This window comes from Actinoallomurus sp. NPDC050550, from assembly GCF_040655075.1.
Classification (GTDB): Bacteria; Actinomycetota; Actinomycetes; order Streptosporangiales; family Streptosporangiaceae; genus Actinoallomurus.
The window spans coordinates 1-22614 of sequence record NZ_JBFAJC010000030.1 but is presented as its reverse complement, the minus strand read 5'-3'; the positions used below and the strand labels follow the sequence as shown (position 1 = coordinate 22614).

The window sequence follows — 22614 nt, the reverse complement described above, 5'->3', positions numbered from 1 at the left end:
ATGGGTGACATCACCCTGAACGAACTGCGGACCGCCGTCGCCGAGCACCGGCTGCCGGCACCGGCCGTACGCCGGGCGCTGGCCGGGTCCGCCGACGCCGCCCTGATGCGGAAGGCCGGCCGGCTGCTGGCCGGGCTGGAGGCCGAGGACGCCCCGGCCGTGACCGTGGCGGTGCACGCGACGTTCACCGCCGGCTCCTTCGAGCCGCTGCTGCGCGCCGCGCTCGTCGGCACCGGGCTCGTACCCGCGATCGAGCACGGCGAGTACGGCACCTTCGACCTGACCCTGGCCGCGGCCGCCTTCACCGCCGACGTCGTCACGCTGCTGCTGGACGCGGCGTACTTCCTGCCCCACGACTGGAGCGCCGATGTCGAGACGCTGGAGAAGCACGTCGAGGCGCGCCTGGCGGAGTTCCGCGGCCTGCTCGCGGGGGCGCGGGAACGCACGTCCGCACTCCTGGTGCTGCACACCGTCCCGCTGACGGCCGAGGTGCGCGACGCCTTCATCAGCGTGCGGGCGCGGGCCGGCGTGGCACGCCTGTGGTGCGAGCTCAACGCGTCCCTGCTCCGCCTCGCCGAGGAGGACGCCCAGGTCGTGACCGTGGACCTGGCCGGGGCGCTGGCCGAGGCGCCGGTGCCCGTACGGGACGCGCGGCTGCACCGGTACGGGGACATGCCCTACACCGACGGCGCGCTGCTCGTCCTGGCCCGGCAGGTACGCCGGGTCGTGCAGGCGAAGCGGGGCCTGTCGCGCAAGGTGCTCGCCCTCGACCTCGACAACACCCTGTGGGGCGGCGTCGTCGGCGAGGTGGGTGCGCAGGGCGTCCAGCTCGGCGGCCTGTACCCGGGCAACTGCTACCAGGAGCTGCAGCGCACCGCGCGACGGCTCCGCGACCAGGGCGTCATCCTGGTACTGGCCAGCAAGAACGACCCGCAGGTGGTCGAGGAGGCGCTCACCGGGCACCCGGAGGTGCTGCTGCGGCCGGACGCCTTCTCGGTGAGCGCGGTGAACTGGTCCCCGAAGGCCGGCAACCTGCGTGACGCCGCACGGTCGCTGGGCCTGTCCACCGACGCGTTCGTGTTCATGGACGACTCGGACTTCGAGCGCGGCCACGTCGCCGACGAACTGCCCGAGGTCGCGCTCGTCCCGGCCAACGGCGATCCCGCGTACCTCGTGGGCGCGCTCCTGGACGACGGCTGGTTCGACGTCATGGCGCTCACCGAGACCGACCGCCGGCGCCCGGAGCTGTACCGGACCCGCGCGTTGCGCAGTGACTTCGCCACCGGCTTCGGGTCCTCCGAGGAGTACCTCGCGGAGCTGGGCATCGCGATGGAGATCGCGCCGGCGACCGGCTTCACCGTGGCCCGCCTGGCGCAGCTCGCCGCGCGGACCAACCAGTTCAACCTGACCGGGCTCCGCTTCGACGAGGCCGAAACCGCGGCCATGAGCGCCGACCCGGGGCACCTGGTCGCCTCCATCGTGGTCGCGGACCGCTTCGGGGACGACGGGATCGTCGGAGCCGTCTGGGTGGACCGCCGGGCCGGCGTCTGGAAGGTGCTGAACCTGGTGCTGAGCTGCCGCGTCCTCGGTCGCGGCGTCGAGCTCGCGATCGCCGGATGGCTCCTGCGGACGGCACGGGACGGCGGCGCCGGAACGGTCGAGGGCCGGTTCACGCGCTCGCCGAAGAACGGCGTGGCCGCCGACTTCTGGACTAGGGCCGGATTCACCCAGGCCGGTGACGGCGAGGTGTTCGCCTTCGACCTGAGCGACGAGCTCCCCGACATCCCGGAATGGATCACATTGCGCGAGCGGAGTGACGACTGAAATGAGCGCCTCATCCACGGTCGAGCCGACCGTGCTGGAGATTCTCGGCGACGTACTGAGCGAGACGCCCGACGACCTCTACGCCGAACCGGTCCTCGCCGCGCACGGGTGGGACAGCATCGCCTCCCTCGAAGCCCTCGCGCAGCTGGAGGACCGCCTCCAGATCACGCTGGACCTGCGGTCCTTCCACGCCGCGCACACGGTTCCCGACCTGGTCGCCCTCGTCACGGAGACGGTAGTGGCCGACAAGGCGCGCATCCCTTGACGTCCCCTCCCGCCTGAAAGCGAGAGATTCCGGCCTCTCACGAAGGAGAAGCCAGTGGTTCGCGGTTCACAGCCCCGCCCAACGGCTGGAGGGCTCCCCGCGCTGTCACGGCCCGCCCGGCCGCGAATCCGCTTGGCTATCGCGAACTCACACACCGTAGCAGAAATTGGAGGACAGAGTGGAGCGTCAAGAAGTCGAGCTACTCGCGATCGGCGCCGGTCCGGCGAACCTCGCCCTGGGCGTGGCGCTGGAGGAGATGGCGCTCGAGGAGATCGCCCACGACACGCTGATCATCGAACAGCACGACAGCGTGGAATGGCAGCGGGGAATGCTGCTGCCCTGGACCCAGAGTCAGGTGTCGTTCCTGAAGGACCTGGTGACCCTGCGCAACCCGCGGAGCCGGTTCTCGTTCGTCAACTACCTGCACTCGGTCGGCCGCCTCGACGAGTTCATCAACCTCGGCAGCTTCACGCCGTACCGGCTGGAGATCTCCGGCTACCTGCGCTGGGTCGCCGAGTCGCTGCGCGCCGTGCGAATCGAGCACGGACGGCGCTGCGTCTCGATCAAGCCCTGCCATTCGAGCGACGGGCAAGTGGAGGAGTGGCTGGTCGAGCTGGCCGACGGCGGGCAGATCGTCTGCCGGAACCTGGTCATCGGCGCGGGGCGGGACGCGCACATCCCCGCCGAGTTCTCGGGACTGCCGCGGGCGCGGGTGATCCACAGCACGGAGTTCTCGATGCGCGTCGCCGAGCTGGACACGGACGCCCCGCTGCGGGTCGCGGTGATCGGCGGCGCGCAGAGCGCCGCGGAGATGCTGTGGGCGACCTACCAGGGCTTCCCCAGCGCGCGGTGCACGATGGTCATGCGGTCGATCGGCCTCAACGCCTACGAGACCAGCAAGTTCACCAACGAGCTGTTCTACCCGTCGTTCATCGACGAGTTCCACGCGGCGCTGCCCGAGGCACGCGAGCAGCTCCTGCGCGAGATGCACCGCACCAACTACGCCGGCCTGGCGCCGAACATGCTCGATTCCCTGTACCGGGCGATCTACCAGGACCGGCTCACAGGCACCGAGCGGCTCCGCATGGTCACGATGGCGGAGGTCACCGACGCGCGCATGGACGGCGGTGACGTCGTGCTCACCCTCGCCGACCGCAAGAGCCACAGCGTCGACGAACTGCGCTGCGACGTCGTGATGCTCGGCACCGGCTTCGTCCGCGGAATGCCGCGGATGGTGCGCGACCTGGCGGCGACGGCCGGCGTCGGCGAGCCGCGCGTGAGCCGCAACTACCGGATGGACCTCCCGCCGTCGTTCACCGCGGGCTGCTACCTGCAGGGCGTGAACGAGGCCACCCACGGCATCGCGGACTCCCTGCTCAGCGTGCTGGCCGTCCGCTCCCAGGAGATCGTCACCGAGCTGCTCGCCAGCCGTCACGACCCCGAGCTCGTCCTCAACACCCACTGACTCAACGCACGGCAAGGAGCCACCGTGGAGATCCGCAAACTCGACCGGGACAACCTCAAACAGGACAACGGGCTGATCGCGCAGCGGCTGATGCCGTGGCCGGTCCTCAACGCGCCCTTCGAGGGATCGTGGTGCGTCGTCAAGCCCGGCGCGTCCTCCGGCGCCCACGGGCACCACGAGTACGAGATCTGGGTCGCGATGAACGGCGCCGCCGAGATCATCAGCGAGGGGAAGCGGGTGCCGTTCGTCGCCGGCGACATCGTCCACTTCCCGCCGGAACAGCGCCACCAGGTCGTCAACGACGGCGACGCCGACTTCGAGATGTACGCCGTGTGGTGGGACGCCGACATGGCCGAGCGGTTCAGCGCACGCCACGGCGGGCCGGCGTGACCGCCGGCGGGCGCCCGGCGATCGTCGTCGCCGCGACGCCGACCTCCAACGGCGACCTGCACGTCGGTCACATGGCCGGACCGTACCTCGCCGGAGACGTCTACAGCCGCTACCTGGCGGCCACGGGCCGCCCGGTCATCTACACGACCTGCACCGACGACAGCCAGAGCTATGTGATCACGACGGCGCACCGGAAGGGCGTCCCGCCCGAGCGGCTGTGCGCGACGTCGACCGAGGCGATCGGGCGGACCCTCACCGCGATGGGCATCTCGATGGCCGGGCTGCCGCCGATCGACGACCGCTACCGCGAGACCGTGCGGGAGTTCTTCGCGGCCCTGCACGAGGCGGGACGGCTCCGGCTCCGCACTGTGCGCCTGCCGTACGCGAACGGCGCCTACCTCTACGACGGGCTGCTGACCGGCACCTGCCCGACCTGCCTGAGCGGGAGCAGCGGCGGCGTCTGTGAGGGGTGCGGGCACCCGAACAACTACGACGAGCTGCTCGATCCCCGCTCGACGCTCGATCCCGACGCGCCGGTAACGTTCCGCGAGCAGACCATCCTGGTGCTGCCCATGGAGGAGTACCGCGACCGTCTCACCGCCTACTTCGCCGCGCGGGAGGGGCGCTGGCGGCCGCACGGCATGCAACTCATCCGCGAGCTCCTTGAGGGCCCGCTGCCGGACATCCCGGTGACGTTCCCCGGCACCTGGGGTGTCGCGGCGCCGTTCCCCGAGACCCCCGGGCAGATCTTCTATCCGTGGGTCGAGGCCATGCCGGCCGTGATGTACAGCACGTGGTGGTCGGCGGCGCAGCGCGGTGAGCGCGCCGAGTCGGCCGACGGGCACTGGCGCGCCGAGCAGGGCGCGGAGCTCGTCTACTTCCACGGCTTCGACAACGTCTATCACTGGGGGCTGCTGGACCTGGTCCTGCTGATGGCCCACGGCGACCGCTACGTCCTGCCGGAGACGAACGTCTGCAACGAGTTCTACGAGCTCGAGGGGCAGAAGTTCTCCACCAGCCGGGACCATCTCATCTGGACCGCGGATCTGCTCGCCGAGGTGCCGCGCGACCTCGTGCGGTTCCACCTCGCGCTGACCGCGCCGGAGTACCAGCGCACCGACTTCAGCGTGGCCGCGCTGCGCGAGGTGACCACCCGGCGCCTGGTCGAGCCGTGGAACGCCCTGGCCGACGCGCTCTGGCTCGCGTCGGCGGGTACCGGCGACGCGCCGCTGCCGACGTCGGAGACGGGACGGCGGCGGGCGGAGATCCTCATCGAGCGCGTCCGGCTCGGGTACGAGCTGCCCAGCCTCAGCAGGGTGGCGGACACGATCGCCGGTCGGCTGGAGGGGCTGGCGGAGGAGGCGGCGGTCGCGGGCGGCGATCCGGTCGCGCTCGGCGACCTGTTCCTGCAGGTCCGCGCGCTCCTGGCCTGCGCCGCGCCCATCCTCATCGACGTCGCCGGCGAGGCCGCGGACGCCGGCGTCGACCTGAGCCTCGCCGGCGCGCAGCCGGCCGAGATCGGCGCGTTCACGCTCCCGCGCCTGCGGACCGCGGACGCCGGCGAGACGACCGGCGTACGGGCCGGGGCCTGATCCCGATGACCCACTCACGGACGGGTACGCCATGAAGCTGCTCACCATCGAGACGCGCCAGTATCTGAACTACTACCACTCCCGCTACAAGCAGGTGCAGGACCTCGGCATCGACCTGTACGTCCTGAACGGCGAGGGCACCGAGGACTTCTGGCCCGCCGACCACTACCGGTTCGTCGGGAACAAGAAGATCGACGACATCGTCGCCACGGCCCGGGAGTGGCACGCCGTCGAGAAGTTCGACGGTGTGATCACCTTCTCCGAGTCCGCGGTCATCACCGTCGCGGCGGTCGCCGAGGCCCTCGGGCTGCCCGGCATCGGGGTCGACGCGGCGGTCCGCAGCCGCAACAAGTACCTGATGCGGCAGGCGTACGAGAAGGCCGGCGTGCCGATCCCGTCGTACCGGCTGGTCCCCGAGCTGTCCGACGCGCTGCGGGCCGCCGAGGACTTCGGGTACCCGGTGATCCTCAAGCCGACGCTGGGCGCGGGCAGCCACTTCGTCTTCCGCGTCGATACGCCGGAAGAGATGGCCGAGCACTTCGCCCAGGCGGCCGACGGCATCAAAGAGATGTTCTGGGTGAACTCCGAGGCCGACGGCGTCGACCTGGGCCCGAACGGCCTGCTCGTCGAGTCGTTCCTCGACGGCAAGGAGTACCTGATGGAGGCCGTCGCCTGGGACGACGAGGTCTATCTCGGTTCGGTCGTGGACCGGATCACCCCCGAGGGCGGGACGTTCGACGACGACGTCCACCACGCGCCCACCTCGCTCAGCCCGGAGGACGTCGCCAAGGTGCAGCGCACGGTCAGGGCGGCCGCGCACGCCCAGGGGCTGCGGCGCAGCGTGATGCACGCGGAGGTCCGCTTCCACGAGGGGGAGCCGTACCTCCTGGAGATCGCCGCCCGGGTCGGAGGCGGCGGTCTGGACATGATCGCCCGGCTGACCGCCGACCACGACCCGATCGCCGCGGTCGTCGACATCGGGCTGGGACGACGCCCCGAGGTCCGGCACTTCCAGCCGACCGGCGTGCACGTCACGGCGATGTGCCTCATCTGCGACGAGGGCGTCGTCGAGCACGTCGAGGTGCCGTCCGAGGTGAGCGAGTCGGACCAGGTGTTCCTGCTCAAGATCACCGCGCGGCCGGGGGACGTGATCAAGAGGCCGCCGAACGGCAACACGATCCTCGGCTTCCTCGGCACGACCGGCAGGTCCGAGGCCGAGGCCTTCCGGACCATGAACGAGTTCGCCGACAAGATCACGGTCACGTTCGCGAAGTAACGGGGGAGCAGTGTCCGTTCCAGAACAGATCGATGACACGCGTGCCGGCCGCCCGGCGCGCGTGTCCCGGCGCCGTCGTTTCCTGATGTGCCCGCCGACCCACTTCGACGTCCGCTACTCCATCAATCCGTGGATGGACCCCGGCAAGCCGACCGACGCGGCCCTGGCCGTCGCGCAGTGGGAGCGGCTGCGGAGCCTGTATCTCGGGCTCGGCCACCAGGTCGAGGTGGTCACTCCGTCGCCGGGCCTGCCGGACATGGTGTTCGCCGCGAACGGCGCGACCGTCGTCGACGGCAGGGTCCTGGCCGCCCGGTTCCGGTACCCCGAGCGGGCCGCCGAGGCGGCGGCCTACGCGGACTGGTTCCGCGAGCGGGGCCATGAGGTGTACGAACCCGCGTACGTCAACGAGGGCGAGGGCGACTACCTCGTGGCCGGCGACCGGATCCTGGCGGGCACCGGATTCCGTACGGACCGGCGGTCGCACGCGGAGGCGCAGCGGTTCCTCGGCCGCCCGGTGGTCGCCCTGACCCTGGTCGACGCGCGCTTCTATCACCTCGACACCGCCCTGGCCGTCCTCGACGACGACCAGATCATGTACTACCCGGCGGCGTTCTCCGCCGGCAGCCGCGCGCTCCTGGGCGAGCTGTACCCCGACGCGATCCTGGCCACCGACGCCGACGCGGAGGTGTTCGGGCTCAACGCGGTCTCCGACGGCCGTTATGTCGTGCTGGCCGAACAGGCGACCCATCTGATCGACGAATTGTGGGCACGTGGATTCGTGCCCATCAGCGTGGACCTGTCGGAACTGAAGAAGTCCGGCGGTGGCGCCAAATGCTGCACGTTGGAATTGCGTGCGCCGGTCAATCCCGTCGATTCGTGAAGGTGTGGAAAATGATCGATTATGACGGCCGCCGGTTCCGTCCGGCGGAGGCCGCCGAGAGCGGCCGAGTGGCGATCTACCGGCAGGACGGCGACCTGCTCTGGGGCGAGTTCACCGGGGGCAGGGCGCGGCGCGGCTCGCTCGCCGGGCGATGCGCTCCCGACGGCTCGCTCGACTTCGCCTACTGCATCGTCCTGGACAGCGGAGAAGTGATCTCCGGGCACTGCCGGAGCACCCCGGAGTTCCGCTCCGACGGCGGCGTCGACCTGCGCGAGGAGTGGGAGCGCTTCGGCGCCCACGCCTCCACGGGCGTGTCGTACCTGACCGAGATCCGATAGCGGGAGGGACCCGATGACGCAGCAGACCACCGCCGTGGCGACGGCGGGCGGCCGGCCGAAGAAGGGCGGCGTGGTCACCTGGGCGATGGCCCCCGGCTTTCCGCCCGCCGTGATCTTCCCGTTCACCCCGGCGGAACGCATGGGGATGCGGAACAACTACGAGTTCCAGATGCTGATGTACCGGCCGCTGTACTACTTCGGCAGCCACGGCACGCCCGAGGTGGACTACGAGCAGAGCATCGGCGAGCCCCCGCAGTGGAGCGAGGACGGCCGCACGGTGACCATCAGGATCAAGCCGTGGAAATGGTCGAACGGCGAAACGTTGTGCGCGGACAACGTGCTGTTCTGGGTGAACCTCATGAAGGTCAAGGGCGAACGCTACGGCGAGTACGTCCCCGGCTATTTCCCGGACAACTGCACCTCGTACGGCAAGCTGGCCGAGGACGTCGTCTTCTTCACCTTCGACAAGCCGTACTCCAAGAAATGGGTGCTGATGAACCAGCTCAGCACCATCACGCCGCTGCCGAAGGTGTGGGACCGTACCGCCGACGGCCCGGCGAACGCCTCCGGTGGCACCGCGGACGTCCTCGCCGTCTACGACTACCTGATGGAGCAGCAGGGCAACATCGTCGACGAGGGCAACGCGCACCGGACCCGTTGGCCGGACAGCCCCCTCTGGAGCGTCGTCAGCGGACCCTGGCGCCTGAAGAGCTACACCCTCGACGCCGTGGTCACCTTCGTGCCCAACGAGCACTACTCGGGGCCGAACAAGCCGTACCTGGACGAGTTCCGGCAGATCCCGATGCCCTCCGACGAGGCGGAGTACGAGATCCTCAAGCGCGGGCCGGACGGGCCCGGCTCCGTCCAGGTCGGCTACCTGCCGCTGAGCTTCTCCACGGAGCCGACCACCGACCCCACCCAGGGCGGCCCGAACCCCCTCGACGAGCACTACCGGCTCGTTCCCCAGGTGGCGTACTGCATCCGGTACACCAGCCTGAACTTCAACAACCCCACCGTCGTGGGGAAGATGTTCAAGCAGACCTACATCCGGCAGGCCCTGCAGCGGACGCTCGACCAGGACTCGGCCGTCCGCGACATCTACCACGGGTACGCCTACCGCCAGGACGGCCCCGTGCCGGTCATCCCGGTGAGCGATCTGGTCGCGCCGGAACTGGTCGGTGGGAGGGGACCGCTGCCGTTCGACCCCGAGGCGGCGCGCGCGCTGCTCGAGGCCAACGGCTGGGACACGAGCACGACCCCGGCCGTGTGCGTGAACCCCGGCACCGGGCCGGGCCAGGCGGGAGAGGGCATCCCGGCGGGCACGCGGCTCAGCATCCTGCTCCGGTACGTCGAGGGCCGGCCCGCCCTCACGCGGTGGATGCGGAAGTACAAGGAGGACGCAGCCAAGGCCGGCATCGAGCTCCGCCTGGAAGAGGTGTACGGCTCGATCCTCGTCGCGGAGGACGCTCCCTGCGTGCCGGGCCCCGGCGTGCCGTGCCGGTGGGAGATGTGCTGCTGGAACGGCGGCTGGGCGTACCACTATCCGAGCGGCGAGATCCTGTTCAAGACCGATGCCGGCGGCAATTTCGGGCACTACTCCGACCCTCGCTGCGACGAACTGGTCGAGCGCACCGTCACCAGCGACGACCTGGACGCGCTGTACGAATTCCAGCGCTTCATCGCCGAAGAGGTGCCGGTCATCTTCAGTCCCAATTTCCCGATCCGGCTTTTCGAGGTGGACAGGAGACTCGGTGGCTTCGAGCCGGTGAATCCGTTCGGGATGCTCAACCCCGAGAACTGGTACTACACCGAGGACTAGGGGGTGTCCGGTGGACACCCCCTAGCGGAAAGGGCGGAAAATGGCTGAGCGACATGACCCTCTGCTGCTCGTGGTCGCGACGGGCATGCGCACGTACCGCGAATACCTGCTGCGCTCCATCGGCACCCGATTTCGCATTCACCTCTTCCACGTCAGCGAGCCGACCTGGGAGAAGGAGTACATCAGCGGCTGGACGGTTCTGCCGAGCACGATCGACGGCCCGGCCATGGCCGAGGCGGCCGTGAAGGTCCACGCACAGGACCCCGTGGCCGGAGTCCTGTGCTGGGACGAGGGACGGATCCACGCGACCGCGTACGTCGCCGAGGCGATCGGAGCCCGCAACGGCGACCCGGCGGTCATCTGGCGGCTGCGCGACAAGTGGCAGACACGCGTCGCGCTCGACGCGGCCGGTGTGCCCCAGCCGCGATCGGTCCCGGTGAAGACCCTCGACGAGGCACTGAAGGCCGCGGAGCGGGTCGGCTATCCGGCGATCCTCAAGCCGCGCGGGTTGGGCGCGAGCCTCGGCGTCGTCCGCGTCGACGACGCCGGCGAACTCCGCGACCGGTTCGCCTTCTCCCGCGACACCAAGGCGCCGGACCCGGTCGTCTACAGCACCGACCAGCCGCTCCTCGTCGAGGAGCTCGTGACCGGCGAGGAGATCAGCGTCGACGCGCTGGTGCAGGACGGCAAGGTCACCCCGCTGTACGTCGCGCGCAAGGTCGTCGGCTACCCGCCGTACGCCGAGGAGGTCGGTCACTTCGTGGACGCCGCCGACCCGCTGCTCGGCGACCCGGCGCTCCTCCAGTCGCTGCAGGACACCCACACCGCGCTGGGCTTCCTCGACGGCTGGACGCACACCGAGTTCATGCTCACCGCCGACGGGCCACGGCTCATCGAGGTCAACGGCCGGCTCGGCGGCGACATGATCCCCTTCCTCGGGATGCTGGCCACCGGCGTCGACCCGGGCCTGGCGGCGGCGTCCGCGGCGTGTGGCCTGGCGCCGGACACTCATCCGGTGCGCCGGCGCGTCGCGGCGATCCGCTTCTTCTACGTCGACGAGGAGGACACGACCATCGGATCCGTCGCCTTCGACGAGGACGCCCTGCCGGCCGCGATCGAGCGGGCGGTCGCGGTCGCCACGCCGGGTGCCGTGGTGTCCCCGCCCCCCAAGGGCACCGTGTGGGGCCGGATCGCCTTCGCCATCGCCATCGCGGACACCGCCGAGGAGTGCCTGCGCGCGCTGGACGGCGCGGAGGCCGCGCTCACCGTCACGACGGGATGACCATGGCGATCGACATCAAGGCCGAGGAGAGGGGGACCGTCGCCGTCTGGAACACCTTCCGTGAGTCACAGCTCGCGGTGAAGGTGCTCCTCGTCGGCGTCTTCCTGAGCCGGCTCGGCGGATTTCTCAACATCTTCATCGTGCTGTACCTCGCGGCCAAGGGGTACTCCACCGAACGGTCGGCGCTCGCGCTGAGCGTCTACGGCGCCGGCGGGGTGGCCGGGCTGCTCCTCGGCGCGACGCTGGCCGACCGGCTGGGAGCGCGGAACTCCGCCGTGCTCGGCATGACGGCGACCGCCGTGCTCACCGCCTCACTGCTCTACCTGCCCGGCTATCCGGCCGTGCTCGTCGCGGTGGGCCTGGCGAGCGTGGCCGCGCAGATCTACCGGCCGTCCTCGGCGTCGCTGCTCTCCGAGCTGACGCCCGAGGACCGGCAGGTGATGATCTTCGGGATGTACCGGTTCGGGCTGAACCTCGGCGCGACGGCCGCGCCTCTCCTCGGCTTCGCGCTGTTCTACCTGGGCGGCCGGGAGTACACGCTGCTGTTCTGGGGCGAAGGGCTGATCGCGCTCGCGTACGCGGCGCTGGCCCTCGTCGCGATCCCGGCGCGCTCACGTCCGGCGGCCGGCCCGGACGCCTCGGCGGAGTCCGGGCCGGCCCGTTACGTCGCGATGTTCCACGACCGCCGGTACCTGCTGTTCCTGTTCGCCACGATGCTCAACGCCATCGTCTACGTGCAGTACCTGTCCACCCTGCCGCTCGAAGTGAAGGCCGCCCACGTCTGGGTGCTCTGGTACACCGTCGCGGTCTCGCTCAACGGGCTCATCGTGGTGGTGTTCGAGCTCCCGCTGACCAAGATCTCGCAGCACTGGCCCACCCGGTTCACGGTCGGCCTGACCCTGACCCTCGTCGGCCTCGGCAACGCCTGTTACGGATTCCCGATCTCGCCCGTCGTGATCATCGGGGCCACGCTGGTGTGGACGCTGGGCGAGATCCTCGGCGGGCCGTCCGTCTTCGCCTATCCGGCGATGACCGCCCCGCCACCGCTGAAGAGCCTGTACATCGGCGGCTTCCAGTTCATGCACACGCTCGGCACGGCGGTGGGCCCCATCATCGGCGGCGCCCTGTTCGTCCGGCTCGGGCACGGGGTCTGGCCGGTGATGGCCCTTGTCGGGCTGGCCGCCGCCGTGCTGGGCGTCGCCGCCATCCGACCCACCGATTCCCCCTGATTCTCGTCACTAGGAGGAGACAAATGCGCGACTTCCGATTCGGCTTCACCTTGGGAAACGTCCCGTCATACCGGCAGGCCAGGGACACGATGGCCACCGCGGAGGAGTACGGCTTCGACATCGCGCTGGCCGTGGAGCACCTGGGCACGGGGCGGACGTCCCCGTTCCAGGGCCTGCTGGCCGCCGCGACCACCACGGACCGGCTGCGGATCGGCACGTACGTGCTGAACAACGGCTACTGGAACCCCACGATCCTCGCGCGTGAGGTCGCCACGGCCGTCCGGCTGAGCGGCGGCCGGTTCGAGCTCGGCCTCGGCGCCGGCATCGTCAAGGAGCAGTACGACGCCGCGCGGATCCCCTGGCACCCCTTCGGCGAGCGCATGGACCGGCTGGCGGCAACGATCGAGGAGGTCGACGCGCTGCTCGCCCTGGAGGAGGACGTCGAACGCCCGCCGCTGCTGCTCGGCGGGGCCAGTGAGCGCGCGCTCCGGCTCGCCGCGGAACGCGCCGACATCGTCAGCTTCGGCGGGCGCTTCCAGCTGCCGGGCGAGCCGCCCGGCACCATGAGGATCATCAAGGCCGCCGAGGCGGACCGGCGCGTGGCGTTCTTCCGCGAGATCGCGGGACCGCGGGCCGATGAGATGGAGTGGAACGCCTTCGTCCTGGTGGTCGAGGTCACCGACGACCGCCGCGCGGTGGCCGAGCGGATCGCGGCCGAGAAGGTCCCCTACCTCCAGCTGGACGACGTACGGGACGCCCTGGAGAGCCCCTTCATGCTGATCGGCACGGAGGAGGAGATCGCCCGGCGGATCCTGGAGAACCGGGAGCGCTACGGCTTCTCCTACATCTGCGTGCAGCGCCCGCACATGGACGTCCTCGGCCCGATCATCAAGCGCGTCCGCGACCTGGCCTGACGAGTACGACGAAAAGCGGCCCGGCCCCTTTCGGGGACCGGGCCGCTTTTCGTCGTCGGGCCCGTCATCCGGTGGCGGACCACTCCTCGATGACCCGACGGGACACCGGCACCAGCGTGGTGTGGTACTCCTGGATCATCTTCATCACCGGCTCTTCGTACTGCTCCTCCCACTCCTTCGTGGCGTAGACGGCCGGCGCGAGCTCATTCCGTAGCTCCACCGACGGGAACGCACGGATCAGGAAGTAACCGTCGTCGTCGGTCGGAGAGGGGCCGTGCGCCAGCACGGTGATCCCGCATTCGCGCATCAACGGAATCGTGCCGTCGCGGCTGATCCGGTGAAATTCCGGCCGTGCGTCGGGGCTCACCGTGAAAAGCCGGATTTCAAGGATCCAGTCGTCGTTATTTGACACGCCGGCCGCCCTTCCAGACTCCGGTGATGTGGTCCGGTTCGGCCATGATCGCCATGTCCGCCAGGGGATCGGCGTCGAGGGTGATGACGTCGGCGTCGTACCCGGGCTGCAACTGCCCGGAGCGCGGCGCCTGCGGGCCCAGAGTCGCCGGGCCGTTGGCCGTCGCCGCCTCGATGATCTCCAGGGGAGTGAGCCCGATCTTGGCGAGCAGGGGCAGCTCGCGGCCGTTGCGCCCCCAGGAGTTGAGCATGTCCGGACCGCTCGCGGAGATGTCGGTGCCCGAGGCGATCGTCACGCCCTGCTCCCGGGCGATGGCGATGGCCTCCGCGTGCCGGCCCATCGTCTCCTCGAGCTTGCGCACGGCGTACGCCGGCACCTCGTCGCTGTGGTCGAGGAGCTCCTGGAAGATGGTGCGGGTGGTGACGAGGATGGCGCCGCACTCCCGCATGGCCACGGCCGCCTCTTCGTCGAGGAAGGTGCCGTGCTCGATCGTGGCGACGCCGGCCTCCAGCGCCGCCATGATGCCCGGCTTGCCGTGGCAGTGCGCGGCGACGATCCGGTCCGCCATGCCCGCGACCTCGACGATCACGCGCAGCTCCTCGCGGGTGAACTGCTGGTGGATCGGATGGTCGACCTCCGACAGCACGCCGCCGGAGGCGTAGACCTTGATGACCTTGGCGTTCTGGCGAAGCTGCTCGCGCGCGCCCCGTACGCATTCGGCGGGCCCGTCGACCAGGGTCAGCTCGCCGCCGAGGTGGCGGTAGTCGCGCATCCACGACAGCGGGTAGCTGTGCATGTCGCCGTGCCCGCCCGTGGTCGACAGGGTCGACCCGGCCGCGTAGATCGACGGCCCTTCGACGGTGCCTTCGGCCACCGCGCGGGCCATGTGGATGCCGAGGCCGCCCACCTCACGGACCGAGGTGACACCTGCGTTGAGGGCCGCCCGCAGGTCGCTGCTGACGCGTGCGGCCCGCAGCGCGATGGGCTCCTGGAGCATCACCGTCATGTCGGCGGACCGCAGGCCCATGAAATGCGTGTGGCTGTCCCACAGCCCCGGCATCACGGTGGGCGTGCGGACGGCGGTGACTCCGGGCGTCGCCGGAGCTTCCGCGGCGGGTCCGGCGTAGCTGATCGTGCCGTCGTTGAGAATGACGACAGCGTCGCCAATGGGGTTGCCTCTTCCTGGAATCAATTGATCCGCTTCGATACGCTGCAACATATTCGCAGCCAATCAAGATTCCCGATGGATAACAATGAATCCACGCACTCGGAATGTTGAACACAACAGCGAAATGGCGCATTCTAGAATGCGGCGCACCGGTCAGCACAAGAGCGGTTCGATGAACCGGGCGGCGTTGGTGACGCCTTCGACGGCGTCCTTGACGGGAGTGCCAACTAGCTCGAATGACTGTGTTGTCCGTATCCCTTCGTCAAGGGTCAACTTAGATCGATCTACACTGCTAGTGAGGCGGTTGAGCGAGAAGCCCCTGCCATAGCCGAGGTCACGGAGGTCGCATGTCCACCCCTAAGGTGTCCCGCCCCTCGGGCTCGAAGGGTGACCCATCGGATGCGGGCGCGGGGCGACGGCCGACCCTGCTGGACGTCGCGCGACGTGCGGGCGTGTCGCGGGCAACGGCATCGCTGGTCATCCGCGATGCGGCCGGGCCGAGTGCCGAATCCCGCGAGCGCGTGCGGAAGGCGGCCGCCGAGCTCGGCTACCGCCCTGATCAGGCCGCACGGTCGCTTCGGCGCCGGAACAGCCGCCTGATCGGGGTGATGTTCACGGCGCAGGAACCGTTCCACGCCGATCTGATCGAGAGCATCTACGCCGCCACCGAAGAGGTCGGCTATGACGTGGTACTCAGCGCCGTGGTCCCGAGTCGTGGCGAGCGCCGCGCCCTCGAGGCGCTCATCGCCTCCCGCTGCGAAGCGGTGGTCCTGCTCGGCGCAGGCGAGGCATGCACCACCGACTTCGGCAGCCGGCTCCCGGTGGTGGAGATCGGCCGCTCACCGAACGAAACGGTGTTCGACGCGGTCCACACCGCCGACGACGAGGGCGCCCGCCTTGCCGTGGACCATCTTGTCTCGCTGGGTCATCGCGACATCGTCCACGTCGACGGCGGCGACCAGCCCGGTGCCGTCGAGCGGCGGTCGGGCTACCTCGACGCGATGCGCCGCCACGGACTGCAGCGCCGGGCGCGAGTGCTGCCCGGCGACTACACCGAGTCATCCGGTTCCGCGGCGGCACGCACCCTGCTGGACGACGGCGAACTCCCCACCGCAGTCGTCGCGGGCAACGACCAGTGCGCCATCGGACTGCTCGTGGAACTGCGACGCGCCGGAGTCGTCGTCCCCGGTCAGGTCTCGATCGTGGGATACGACGACAGCCGGCTCGCCCGGCTCGCACACATCGATCTCACCACCGTGCGCCAGGACGCCAAGCAACTGGCCCGGCTCGCCGTGCAGGCCGCCGTCGAACGGCTCGACAAGGGACTGGACGGCGAGACATGGGTCTTCCGGCTCGCCCCCCACCTGGTGGTCCGTGGATCGACCGGCCCGGCGCGCTGACGGACGCAGCGCGGCAGCACCCTTCTGGCGGGAATGCGCAGGGAGCTCCGCCGAGAGTCGGTGCCTACCGGCTACACGCGGTTGACCAGGGCGAACGGCTCGGTTCGAGTACCTGTATCGACGATATGTATGTATGTGCCTATGTCTGTATGTCTTGACAAAGTCACGTACCATCGAAAGTGTTCGGCTCAAGCCGGTGAGAGCATCGCGGAAGGCGGCGAGCACATGACCGCACAGTTCGACCTTGTGACGATGGGCCGGATCGGTGTGGATATCTATCCGTTGCAGACCGGCGTGGGCCTGGAGGACGTCACCTCGTTCGGCAAGTACCTCGGCGGCACCGCGACCAACGTGGCGGTGGCGGCCGCGCGGTACGGCCGGCGCTCGGCGGTCGTGACGAAGACGGGCGCGGACCCGTTCGGCCGGTTCATCCACCGCGCGCTGCGGGAGTACGGCGTGGACGATCGCTTCGTCGGCACCTCCGAGCACCTGCCCACGCCCGTGACGTTCTGCGAGATCTTCCCGCCCGACGACTTCCCGTTGTACTTCTACCGCTTCCCGCAGGCGCCCGATCTGGACCTGCGCGAAGAGGACATCGACTTCGACGCCGTACGCGAGGCGAAGATCTTCTGGGTCACCGGCACCGGCTTCTCGGAGGAACCCAGCCGGACGGCGACCATGGCGGCGCTGGAGGCGCGTGGCCGCAGGGGCATCACCGTGCTGGATCTGGACTACCGGCCGATGTTCTGGGAGTCGCGCGAACAGGCGCGGGAGCGGGTGAGCAAGGCGCTCGACCACGTCACGGTGGCCGTCGGCAACCTCGACGAGTGCCTGACCGCCGTCGGCACCGACCGGCCCCGCGAGGCGGCGAAGGCGTTGCGCGACAGGGGGATCTCGCTCGCCGTGGTCAAACAGGGCCCTGAGGGCGTGCTCGCGGTGGACGACTCCGGTGAGGTCGTGGTGCCGCCGGCGCCGGTCGAGGTCGTCAACGGGCTGGGCGCGGGCGACGCGTTCGGCGGCGCGCTGTGTCACGGGCTGCTCTCCGGCTGGGACACCGAACGGGTCATGCGCTTCGCCAATGCCGCGGGCGCGCACGTGGCCGGGGAACTGGCCTGCTCGGACGCCATGCCGACCGAGGAACAGGTACTGCGCAGACTGGAAGGGACACAGGGTGTCTGACACCGTGCGGCGGATCGTCGCGAAACGGGTGCACGAACCGGAGGCGATCGCCGAGGCGGCCGCGAACCGCGTGCGGGCGAAGTCGCCCTTCAACGACAAGGGCCGGATGATGATCATCGCCGCGGACCACCCGGCACGCGGCGCCAACGCCGTCGGCGGCGACCCGCTCGCGATGGCCGACCGGGGCGACCTGCTGGAGCGGCTGTGCCTGGCGCTGGAGCGCCCCGGCGTCACCGGCGTGCTGGCGACCCCGGACGTCATCGACGACCTGCTGCTGCTCGGCGCGCTGGACGGCAAGACCGTGATCGGCTCGATGAACCGTACCGGCCTGGCGGGGTCCACCTTCGAGATCGACGACCGCTTCGCCTGCTACGACGCGGAGTCCATCGAACGCATGCGCTTCGACGGCGGCAAGACGCTGACCCGCATCTGCCTCGACGATCCCGCGACGCCGGGCGTACTGGAGAACACCGCGGCTGCGGTCAACGACCTGGCCGCGCGCAGGCTGATCGCGATGGTGGAGCCGTTCGTGTCGGTGTGGACCGACGGACGGTTGCAGAACGACCTGTCGCCGGAGGCGGTGATCCGTTCGATCACGATCGCCTCCGCGCTGGGCAGGACGTCGGCCTACACGTGGCTGAAGCTGCCCGTGGTGGCCGACATGGAACGGGTGCTCGCCTCCTCGACGCTGCCCGCCGTACTGCTGGGCGGCGAGGTCAAGGACCCGGACGCGGCCTTCGCCGCCTGGCAGCACGCACTGTCCCTGCCGACGGTGCAGGGGCTCGTGGTCGGGCGATCGTTGCTGTATCCGCACGACGGAGACGTCGCCAAGGCAGTCGACACGGCAGTGGGGTTGGTATGACGTTGCATCGGGAGGCGGGCAGCACCGCCGAAGGTCCGTTCAGCACGGTGGTCACGCCGGAGTCGGCGGGCTGGGGCTACTCCGGGCTGCGGGTGCTCGAGCTGAACGGCACCGAGACCGTCGGCACTGGTGACGCGGAGGCGCTGGTCCTGCCGCTGTCCGGTTCCTGCACGGTCAGCGTGGACGGGCAGACGTTCGAACTGGCCGGGCGGACCGGGGTGTTCGACGCGGTCACCGACTTCGCCTACCTCCCGCGCGACGCGGAGGCGACGATCACCGGCACCGGCCGCTTCGCGCTGCCGAGTGCGAAGACGCGCAAGCGACTGCCCGCGCGGTACGGGCCGGCGAGCGGCGTGCCCGTCGAGCTGCGCGGTGCGGGGAACTGCAGCCGCCAGGTCAACAACTACTGCCTGCCGCACACGTTCGAGGCCGACCAACTGCTGGTGTGCGAGGTGCTGACGCCGAGCGGCAACTGGTCGTCGTACCCGCCGCACAAGCACGACGAGGCGCGCGAGGGCGAGAGCGAGCTCGAGGAGATCTACTACTTCGAGGTCGCCCGCGACGGCATGGGCTACCAGCGCGTCTACGGCACCGCCGAGCGGCCGATCGACGTGCTCGCCGAGGTGCGCAGCGGCGACGTCGTACTGATCCCGCACGGCTGGCACGGACCGTCGATGGCCGCGCCCGGCTACGACCTGTACTACCTCAACGTCATGGCCGGGCCGGGTCAGGAACGCGCGTGGCTGATCTGCGACGACCCCGCGCACGGCTGGGTGCGCGGGCTATGGGAGTCGCAGGACGTCGACCCGCGCCTGCCGTTCGGAGGCGCGCGATGAGGCTCACCACGGCGCAGGCGCTCGTACGGTTCCTGGCCAATCAGTACTCCGAACGCGATGGCGTCGAGCAGCGGCTCATCCCCGGCGTGTGGGGCATCTTCGGGCACGGCAACGTGGCGGGCATCGGCCAGGCGCTGTTGCAGTACCGGGACGAGATGCCGTACTACCTGGCCCGCAACGAGCAGGGCCAGGTGCACGCGGCGGCGGCGTTCGCCAAGATGCGCAACCGGCTGCAGACCTTCGCCTGCACCGCCTCGACCGGTCCCGGCTCGACCAACATGATCACCGGTGCGGCGCTGGCGACCACCAACCGGCTGCCCGTGCTGCTGTTGCCGTCGGACATGTTCGCCACCCGGGTCGCGGATCCGGTGCTGCAGCAGCTGGAGGACACGCGCGGCGGCGACGTCACCGTCAACGACGCGTTCCGCCCGGTGTCGAAGTACTTCGACCGCGTCACGCGCCCCGAGCAGCTGATCCCGGCGGCGCTCGCGGCCGTGCGCGTGCTGACCGATCCGGCGGAGACCGGCGCGGTGACGTTGTGCCTGCCGCAGGACGTGCAGGCCGAGGCGTACGACTGGCCCGAGGAGTTCTTCCGCCGCCGCGTCTGGCACATCGGCAGGCCGGTGCCCGAGCCCGAGGCGATCGAGCGGGCGGTCGAACTGCTGCGCGGAGCCGAGAAGCCGCTGATCGTCGCGGGCGGGGGAGTCGTGTACTCCGAGGCCGAACGCGAACTGCGTGCCTTCGCCGAGGCGACCGGCATCCCGGTGGCCGACACACACGCCGGGAAGGGCGCCGTGCCGTGGGACCACCCGTGCGCGGTCGGCGGCATCGGCTCCACCGGCACGTCGGCGGCCAACGCGCTGGCCGCCGAGGCCGACGTCGTGCTCGGCATCGGCACGCGCTACAGCGATTTCACCACCGCCTCGCACACGGTCTTCGGCAACCCGGACGTGCGATTCGTCAACCTCAACGTGGCCCGGCTCGACGCCGCGAAGCACTCCGCACAGATGGTCGAGGCCGACGCGAAACGCGGCATCGCAGCGCTGCACGAGGCGTTGTCCGGCTGGCAGGTGGACGACGCGTACCGCGCGCGGACGCGCACGCTGGCCGACGACTGGAACCGCAAGGCCGACGAGTGCTTCCACCTCGGCCACGGCCCGCTGCCCGCGCAGATCGAGATCCTGGGCGCGCTCAATGAGGCGCTCGACGACCGCGACGTGGTGATCAACGCGGCCGGTTCCATGCCCGGCGACCTGCAGATGCTGTGGCGGGCACGGGATCCGAAGGCCTACCACGTCGAGTACGCGTACTCGTGCATGGGCTACGAGGTCGCCGCCGGCGTGGGAGCCAAGCTGGCCGCGCCCGATCGCGAGGTCGTGGTGCTGGTCGGCGACGGCTCGTACCTGATGATGTCGCAGGAGATCGTCACGATGGTCTCCGAGGGGCTGAAGGTGATCATCGTGCTCGTGCAGAACCACGGGTTCGCCTCGATCGGCTCGCTGTCGGAGTCCCTCGGCTCGCAGCGGTTCGGCACGTCGTACCGCTACCGCGCCCAGGACTCCGGGCAGCTCGACGGCGGCAGGCTGCCCGTCGACCTCGCCGCCAACGCCGAGAGCCTCGGCGCCACGGTGCTGCGCGCGTCCACCGTGGAGGAGTTCACGGCCGCGATCGCCACCGCCAAGGCGAACTCCACGACCACCGTCGTGCACGTCGAGACCGACCTGCTGGGACCCAACCCGCCCGGGAGCGCCTGGTGGGACGTCCCCGTCAGCGAGGTGTCCGAGCTGGAGTCCACGCGGAAGGCCTACGAGACCTACGCCGCCACCAAACGTACCCAGCGTCATTACCTGTAGGAGTAGGCGTGAAGACCATCGAACACTGGATCAACGGCGCCGCCACCCCGGCGAACTCGACCCGCACGGCGCCCGTCTACGACCCCGCCACCGGAGCCCGCCAGGCCGACGTGCTGCTGGCCGAAGCCGCCGACGTGGACTCCGCGGTCGCGGCCGCGAGTAAGGCCTTCGTGGCGTGGAGCGACTCGTCGCTGTCCCAGCGCGTCAAGGTCATGTTCGCCTTCCGTGAGCTGCTGGTGAAGCACGAGGACGAGCTCGCGCGCATCATCTCCAGCGAGCACGGCAAGGTCATCGACGACGCGCGCGGCGAGATCGTACGGGGCCGCGAGATCGTGGAGTACGCCTGCGGGATCGCCGACGCGCTCAAGGGCGACTTCTCCGACCAGGTTTCGCGCGGCGTCGACGTGCACAACTTCCGGCAGCCGCTCGGCGTGTGCGCCGGCATCACGCCGTTCAACTTCCCGATCATGGTGCCGCTGTGGATGCACCCGATCGCGATCGCCACCGGCAACACGTTCGTGCTCAAGCCCAGCGAACGCGACCCGTCCGCGTCCGCGTTCGTGGCCGAGCTGTACGCCGAGGCCGGGCTGCCCGACGGCGTGTTCAACGTCGTCAACGGCGACAAGGTCGCGGTGGACGCGATCCTCGACCACCCGGACATCGAGGCGGTGTCGTTCGTCGGCTCCACCCCGATCGCGAAGTACGTGCACGAGCGCGCCACCGCGAGCGGCAAGCGGGTGCAGGCGCTCGGCGGCGCGAAGAACCACGCCGTCGTGCTGCCCGACGCCGACCTGGAGTACGCCGCCAACCACCTCACCGCCGCCGCCTTCGGCTCTGCGGGCCAGCGCTGCATGGCCGTGTCCGTCGGCGTCGCGGTCGGCCCGGCTGGCGACGCGCTCGTCGAGGTGCTGGCGCGCAAGGCCCGCGAGGTCAAGGTCGGCCCCGGCTCCGACGTGAGCAACGACATGGGACCGCTGGTCACCGACGCCGCCCGGCAGCGGGTCGTCGACGCGGTCGCGACCGGTGCCGAGCAGGGCGCCACCGTCGTGGTCGACGGCCGGGACCTCACCGTCGCCGGGCACGAGGACGGTTTCTTCGCCGGCCCGTCCCTGCTCGACCACGTCACCACGGACATGAAGGCCTACACCGAGGAGATCTTCGGCCCCGTCCTGTCGATCGTGCGCGCCGACACCCTCGACGAGGCCATCGAGATCATCAACGACAACCCCTACGGCAACGGCACCGCGTTGTTCACCTCGAGCGGTGAGGCGGCACGCCGGTTCCAGCGCCAGGTCCGGGTCGGCATGATCGGCGTCAACGTGCCCATCCCGGTGCCGATGTCGTACTACTCCTTCGGCGGCTGGAAGGACTCGCTGATCGGCGACAGCCCGATCCACGGCGCCGAGGGCGTGCGCTTCTACACCCGCCCGAAGGTGGTCACCACGCGCTGGCCCGAGACGGACGGCCACACGGCGGCGTTCAACTTCCCCACCTCGAACTGAGGTCGTCTCGGACGAGTGGTGGGGGGGGGGGGGGGGGGGGGGGGGCCCCCCGCCCCGCCCCCCCCCCCCCCCGCGACACCAAAACGAACGAAAGGGCGCGGCGCGAGACCGACCGAGGGGGGGGCCCC

At 70.1% G+C, this 22614-nt stretch carries 20 protein-coding genes; 18 read left to right on the top strand and 2 right to left on the bottom strand.

The window, feature by feature from the left end:
* From AB0I04_RS33480 to AB0I04_RS33425, 12 genes are all read left to right on the top strand, one after another.
* Window positions 1–1824 carry an HAD-IIIC family phosphatase gene (locus tag AB0I04_RS33480; protein ID WP_360893635.1) on the top strand — a complete coding sequence of 608 codons (1824 nt, stop codon included), beginning with the start codon at window positions 1–3 and terminating at the stop codon, window positions 1822–1824.
* Window position 1825: 1 nt separating this feature from the next.
* Window positions 1826–2089 (top strand): acyl carrier protein, encoded by a 264-nt coding sequence (locus AB0I04_RS33475; protein WP_360893632.1) that lies wholly within the window; start codon window positions 1826–1828, stop codon window positions 2087–2089.
* A 178-nt stretch (window positions 2090–2267) separates the two neighbouring features.
* Window positions 2268–3554, top strand: a complete 1287-nt coding sequence (locus AB0I04_RS33470) for a SidA/IucD/PvdA family monooxygenase (protein WP_360893629.1) — start codon at window positions 2268–2270, stop codon at window positions 3552–3554.
* 24 nt (window positions 3555–3578) lie between these two features.
* Window positions 3579–3944 carry a cupin domain-containing protein gene (locus tag AB0I04_RS33465; RefSeq protein WP_360893626.1) on the top strand — a complete coding sequence of 122 codons (366 nt, stop codon included), beginning with the start codon at window positions 3579–3581 and terminating at the stop codon, window positions 3942–3944.
* Entirely contained in the window at window positions 3941–5536 is a 1596-nt protein-coding gene (locus tag AB0I04_RS33460) for a class I tRNA ligase family protein (protein WP_360893624.1), read from the top strand. The genes AB0I04_RS33465 and AB0I04_RS33460 overlap by 4 nt, the downstream gene beginning before the upstream one ends.
* 31 nt (window positions 5537–5567) lie before the next feature.
* Window positions 5568–6812: an ATP-grasp domain-containing protein gene (locus AB0I04_RS33455; protein ID WP_360893621.1), complete on the top strand. Its 1245-nt coding sequence runs from the start codon at window positions 5568–5570 to the stop codon at window positions 6810–6812.
* Between the two features lie 28 nt (window positions 6813–6840).
* Window positions 6841–7692, top strand: a complete 852-nt coding sequence (gene ddaH, locus AB0I04_RS33450; RefSeq protein ID WP_360893862.1) for a dimethylargininase — start codon at window positions 6841–6843, stop codon at window positions 7690–7692.
* An 11-nt stretch (window positions 7693–7703) separates the two neighbouring features.
* Complete coding sequence (locus AB0I04_RS33445) at window positions 7704–8030, top strand: hypothetical protein (RefSeq protein ID WP_360893618.1); 327 nt, start codon at window positions 7704–7706, stop codon at window positions 8028–8030.
* A 13-nt stretch (window positions 8031–8043) separates the two neighbouring features.
* Complete coding sequence (locus tag AB0I04_RS33440; RefSeq protein WP_360893615.1) at window positions 8044–9849, top strand: ABC transporter substrate-binding protein; 1806 nt, start codon at window positions 8044–8046, stop codon at window positions 9847–9849.
* A gap of 40 nt (window positions 9850–9889) precedes the next feature.
* Complete coding sequence (locus AB0I04_RS33435; RefSeq protein WP_360893612.1) at window positions 9890–11131, top strand: ATP-grasp domain-containing protein; 1242 nt, start codon at window positions 9890–9892, stop codon at window positions 11129–11131.
* Window positions 11128–12360 carry an MFS transporter gene (locus AB0I04_RS33430; protein WP_360893609.1) on the top strand — a complete coding sequence of 411 codons (1233 nt, stop codon included), beginning with the start codon at window positions 11128–11130 and terminating at the stop codon, window positions 12358–12360. Before AB0I04_RS33435 ends, AB0I04_RS33430 begins: the two co-directional genes overlap by 4 nt.
* A 23-nt stretch (window positions 12361–12383) precedes the next feature.
* Window positions 12384–13274 carry a TIGR03621 family F420-dependent LLM class oxidoreductase gene (locus AB0I04_RS33425; RefSeq protein WP_360893606.1) on the top strand — a complete coding sequence of 297 codons (891 nt, stop codon included), beginning with the start codon at window positions 12384–12386 and terminating at the stop codon, window positions 13272–13274.
* A gap of 64 nt (window positions 13275–13338) precedes the next feature.
* Here AB0I04_RS33425 and AB0I04_RS33420 read toward each other — a convergent pair whose 3' ends face one another.
* Window positions 13339–13686, bottom strand: coding sequence for a hypothetical protein (locus AB0I04_RS33420; protein ID WP_360893603.1), 348 nt, complete (start codon window positions 13684–13686; stop codon window positions 13339–13341).
* Window positions 13676–14878, bottom strand: coding sequence for an amidohydrolase family protein (locus tag AB0I04_RS33415; RefSeq protein WP_360893600.1), 1203 nt, complete (start codon window positions 14876–14878; stop codon window positions 13676–13678). Before AB0I04_RS33415 ends, AB0I04_RS33420 begins: the two co-directional genes overlap by 11 nt.
* A gap of 323 nt (window positions 14879–15201) precedes the next feature.
* Between AB0I04_RS33415 and AB0I04_RS33410 the strand changes: the two genes are divergently transcribed.
* The 6 genes from AB0I04_RS33410 (at window position 15202) to AB0I04_RS33385 (ending at window position 22486) form a co-directional block, all read left to right on the top strand.
* Entirely contained in the window at window positions 15202–16254 is a 1053-nt protein-coding gene (locus tag AB0I04_RS33410; protein ID WP_360893597.1) for a LacI family DNA-binding transcriptional regulator, read from the top strand.
* Window positions 16255–16479: 225 nt separating this feature from the next.
* Complete coding sequence (gene iolC / locus AB0I04_RS33405) at window positions 16480–17433, top strand: 5-dehydro-2-deoxygluconokinase (protein ID WP_360893594.1); 954 nt, start codon at window positions 16480–16482, stop codon at window positions 17431–17433.
* Window positions 17426–18295, top strand: coding sequence for an aldolase (locus tag AB0I04_RS33400; RefSeq protein WP_360893591.1), 870 nt, complete (start codon window positions 17426–17428; stop codon window positions 18293–18295). Before iolC ends, AB0I04_RS33400 begins: the two co-directional genes overlap by 8 nt.
* Window positions 18292–19131, top strand: coding sequence for a 5-deoxy-glucuronate isomerase (gene iolB, locus AB0I04_RS33395; protein ID WP_360893588.1), 840 nt, complete (start codon window positions 18292–18294; stop codon window positions 19129–19131). The genes AB0I04_RS33400 and iolB overlap by 4 nt, the downstream gene beginning before the upstream one ends.
* Window positions 19128–20984, top strand: a complete 1857-nt coding sequence (gene iolD / locus AB0I04_RS33390) for a 3D-(3,5/4)-trihydroxycyclohexane-1,2-dione acylhydrolase (decyclizing) (protein WP_360893585.1) — start codon at window positions 19128–19130, stop codon at window positions 20982–20984. The genes iolB and iolD overlap by 4 nt, the downstream gene beginning before the upstream one ends.
* 8 nt (window positions 20985–20992) lie before the next feature.
* Complete coding sequence (locus AB0I04_RS33385; RefSeq protein WP_360893582.1) at window positions 20993–22486, top strand: CoA-acylating methylmalonate-semialdehyde dehydrogenase; 1494 nt, start codon at window positions 20993–20995, stop codon at window positions 22484–22486.
* The last annotated feature ends 128 nt before the right edge of the window (window positions 22487–22614 follow it).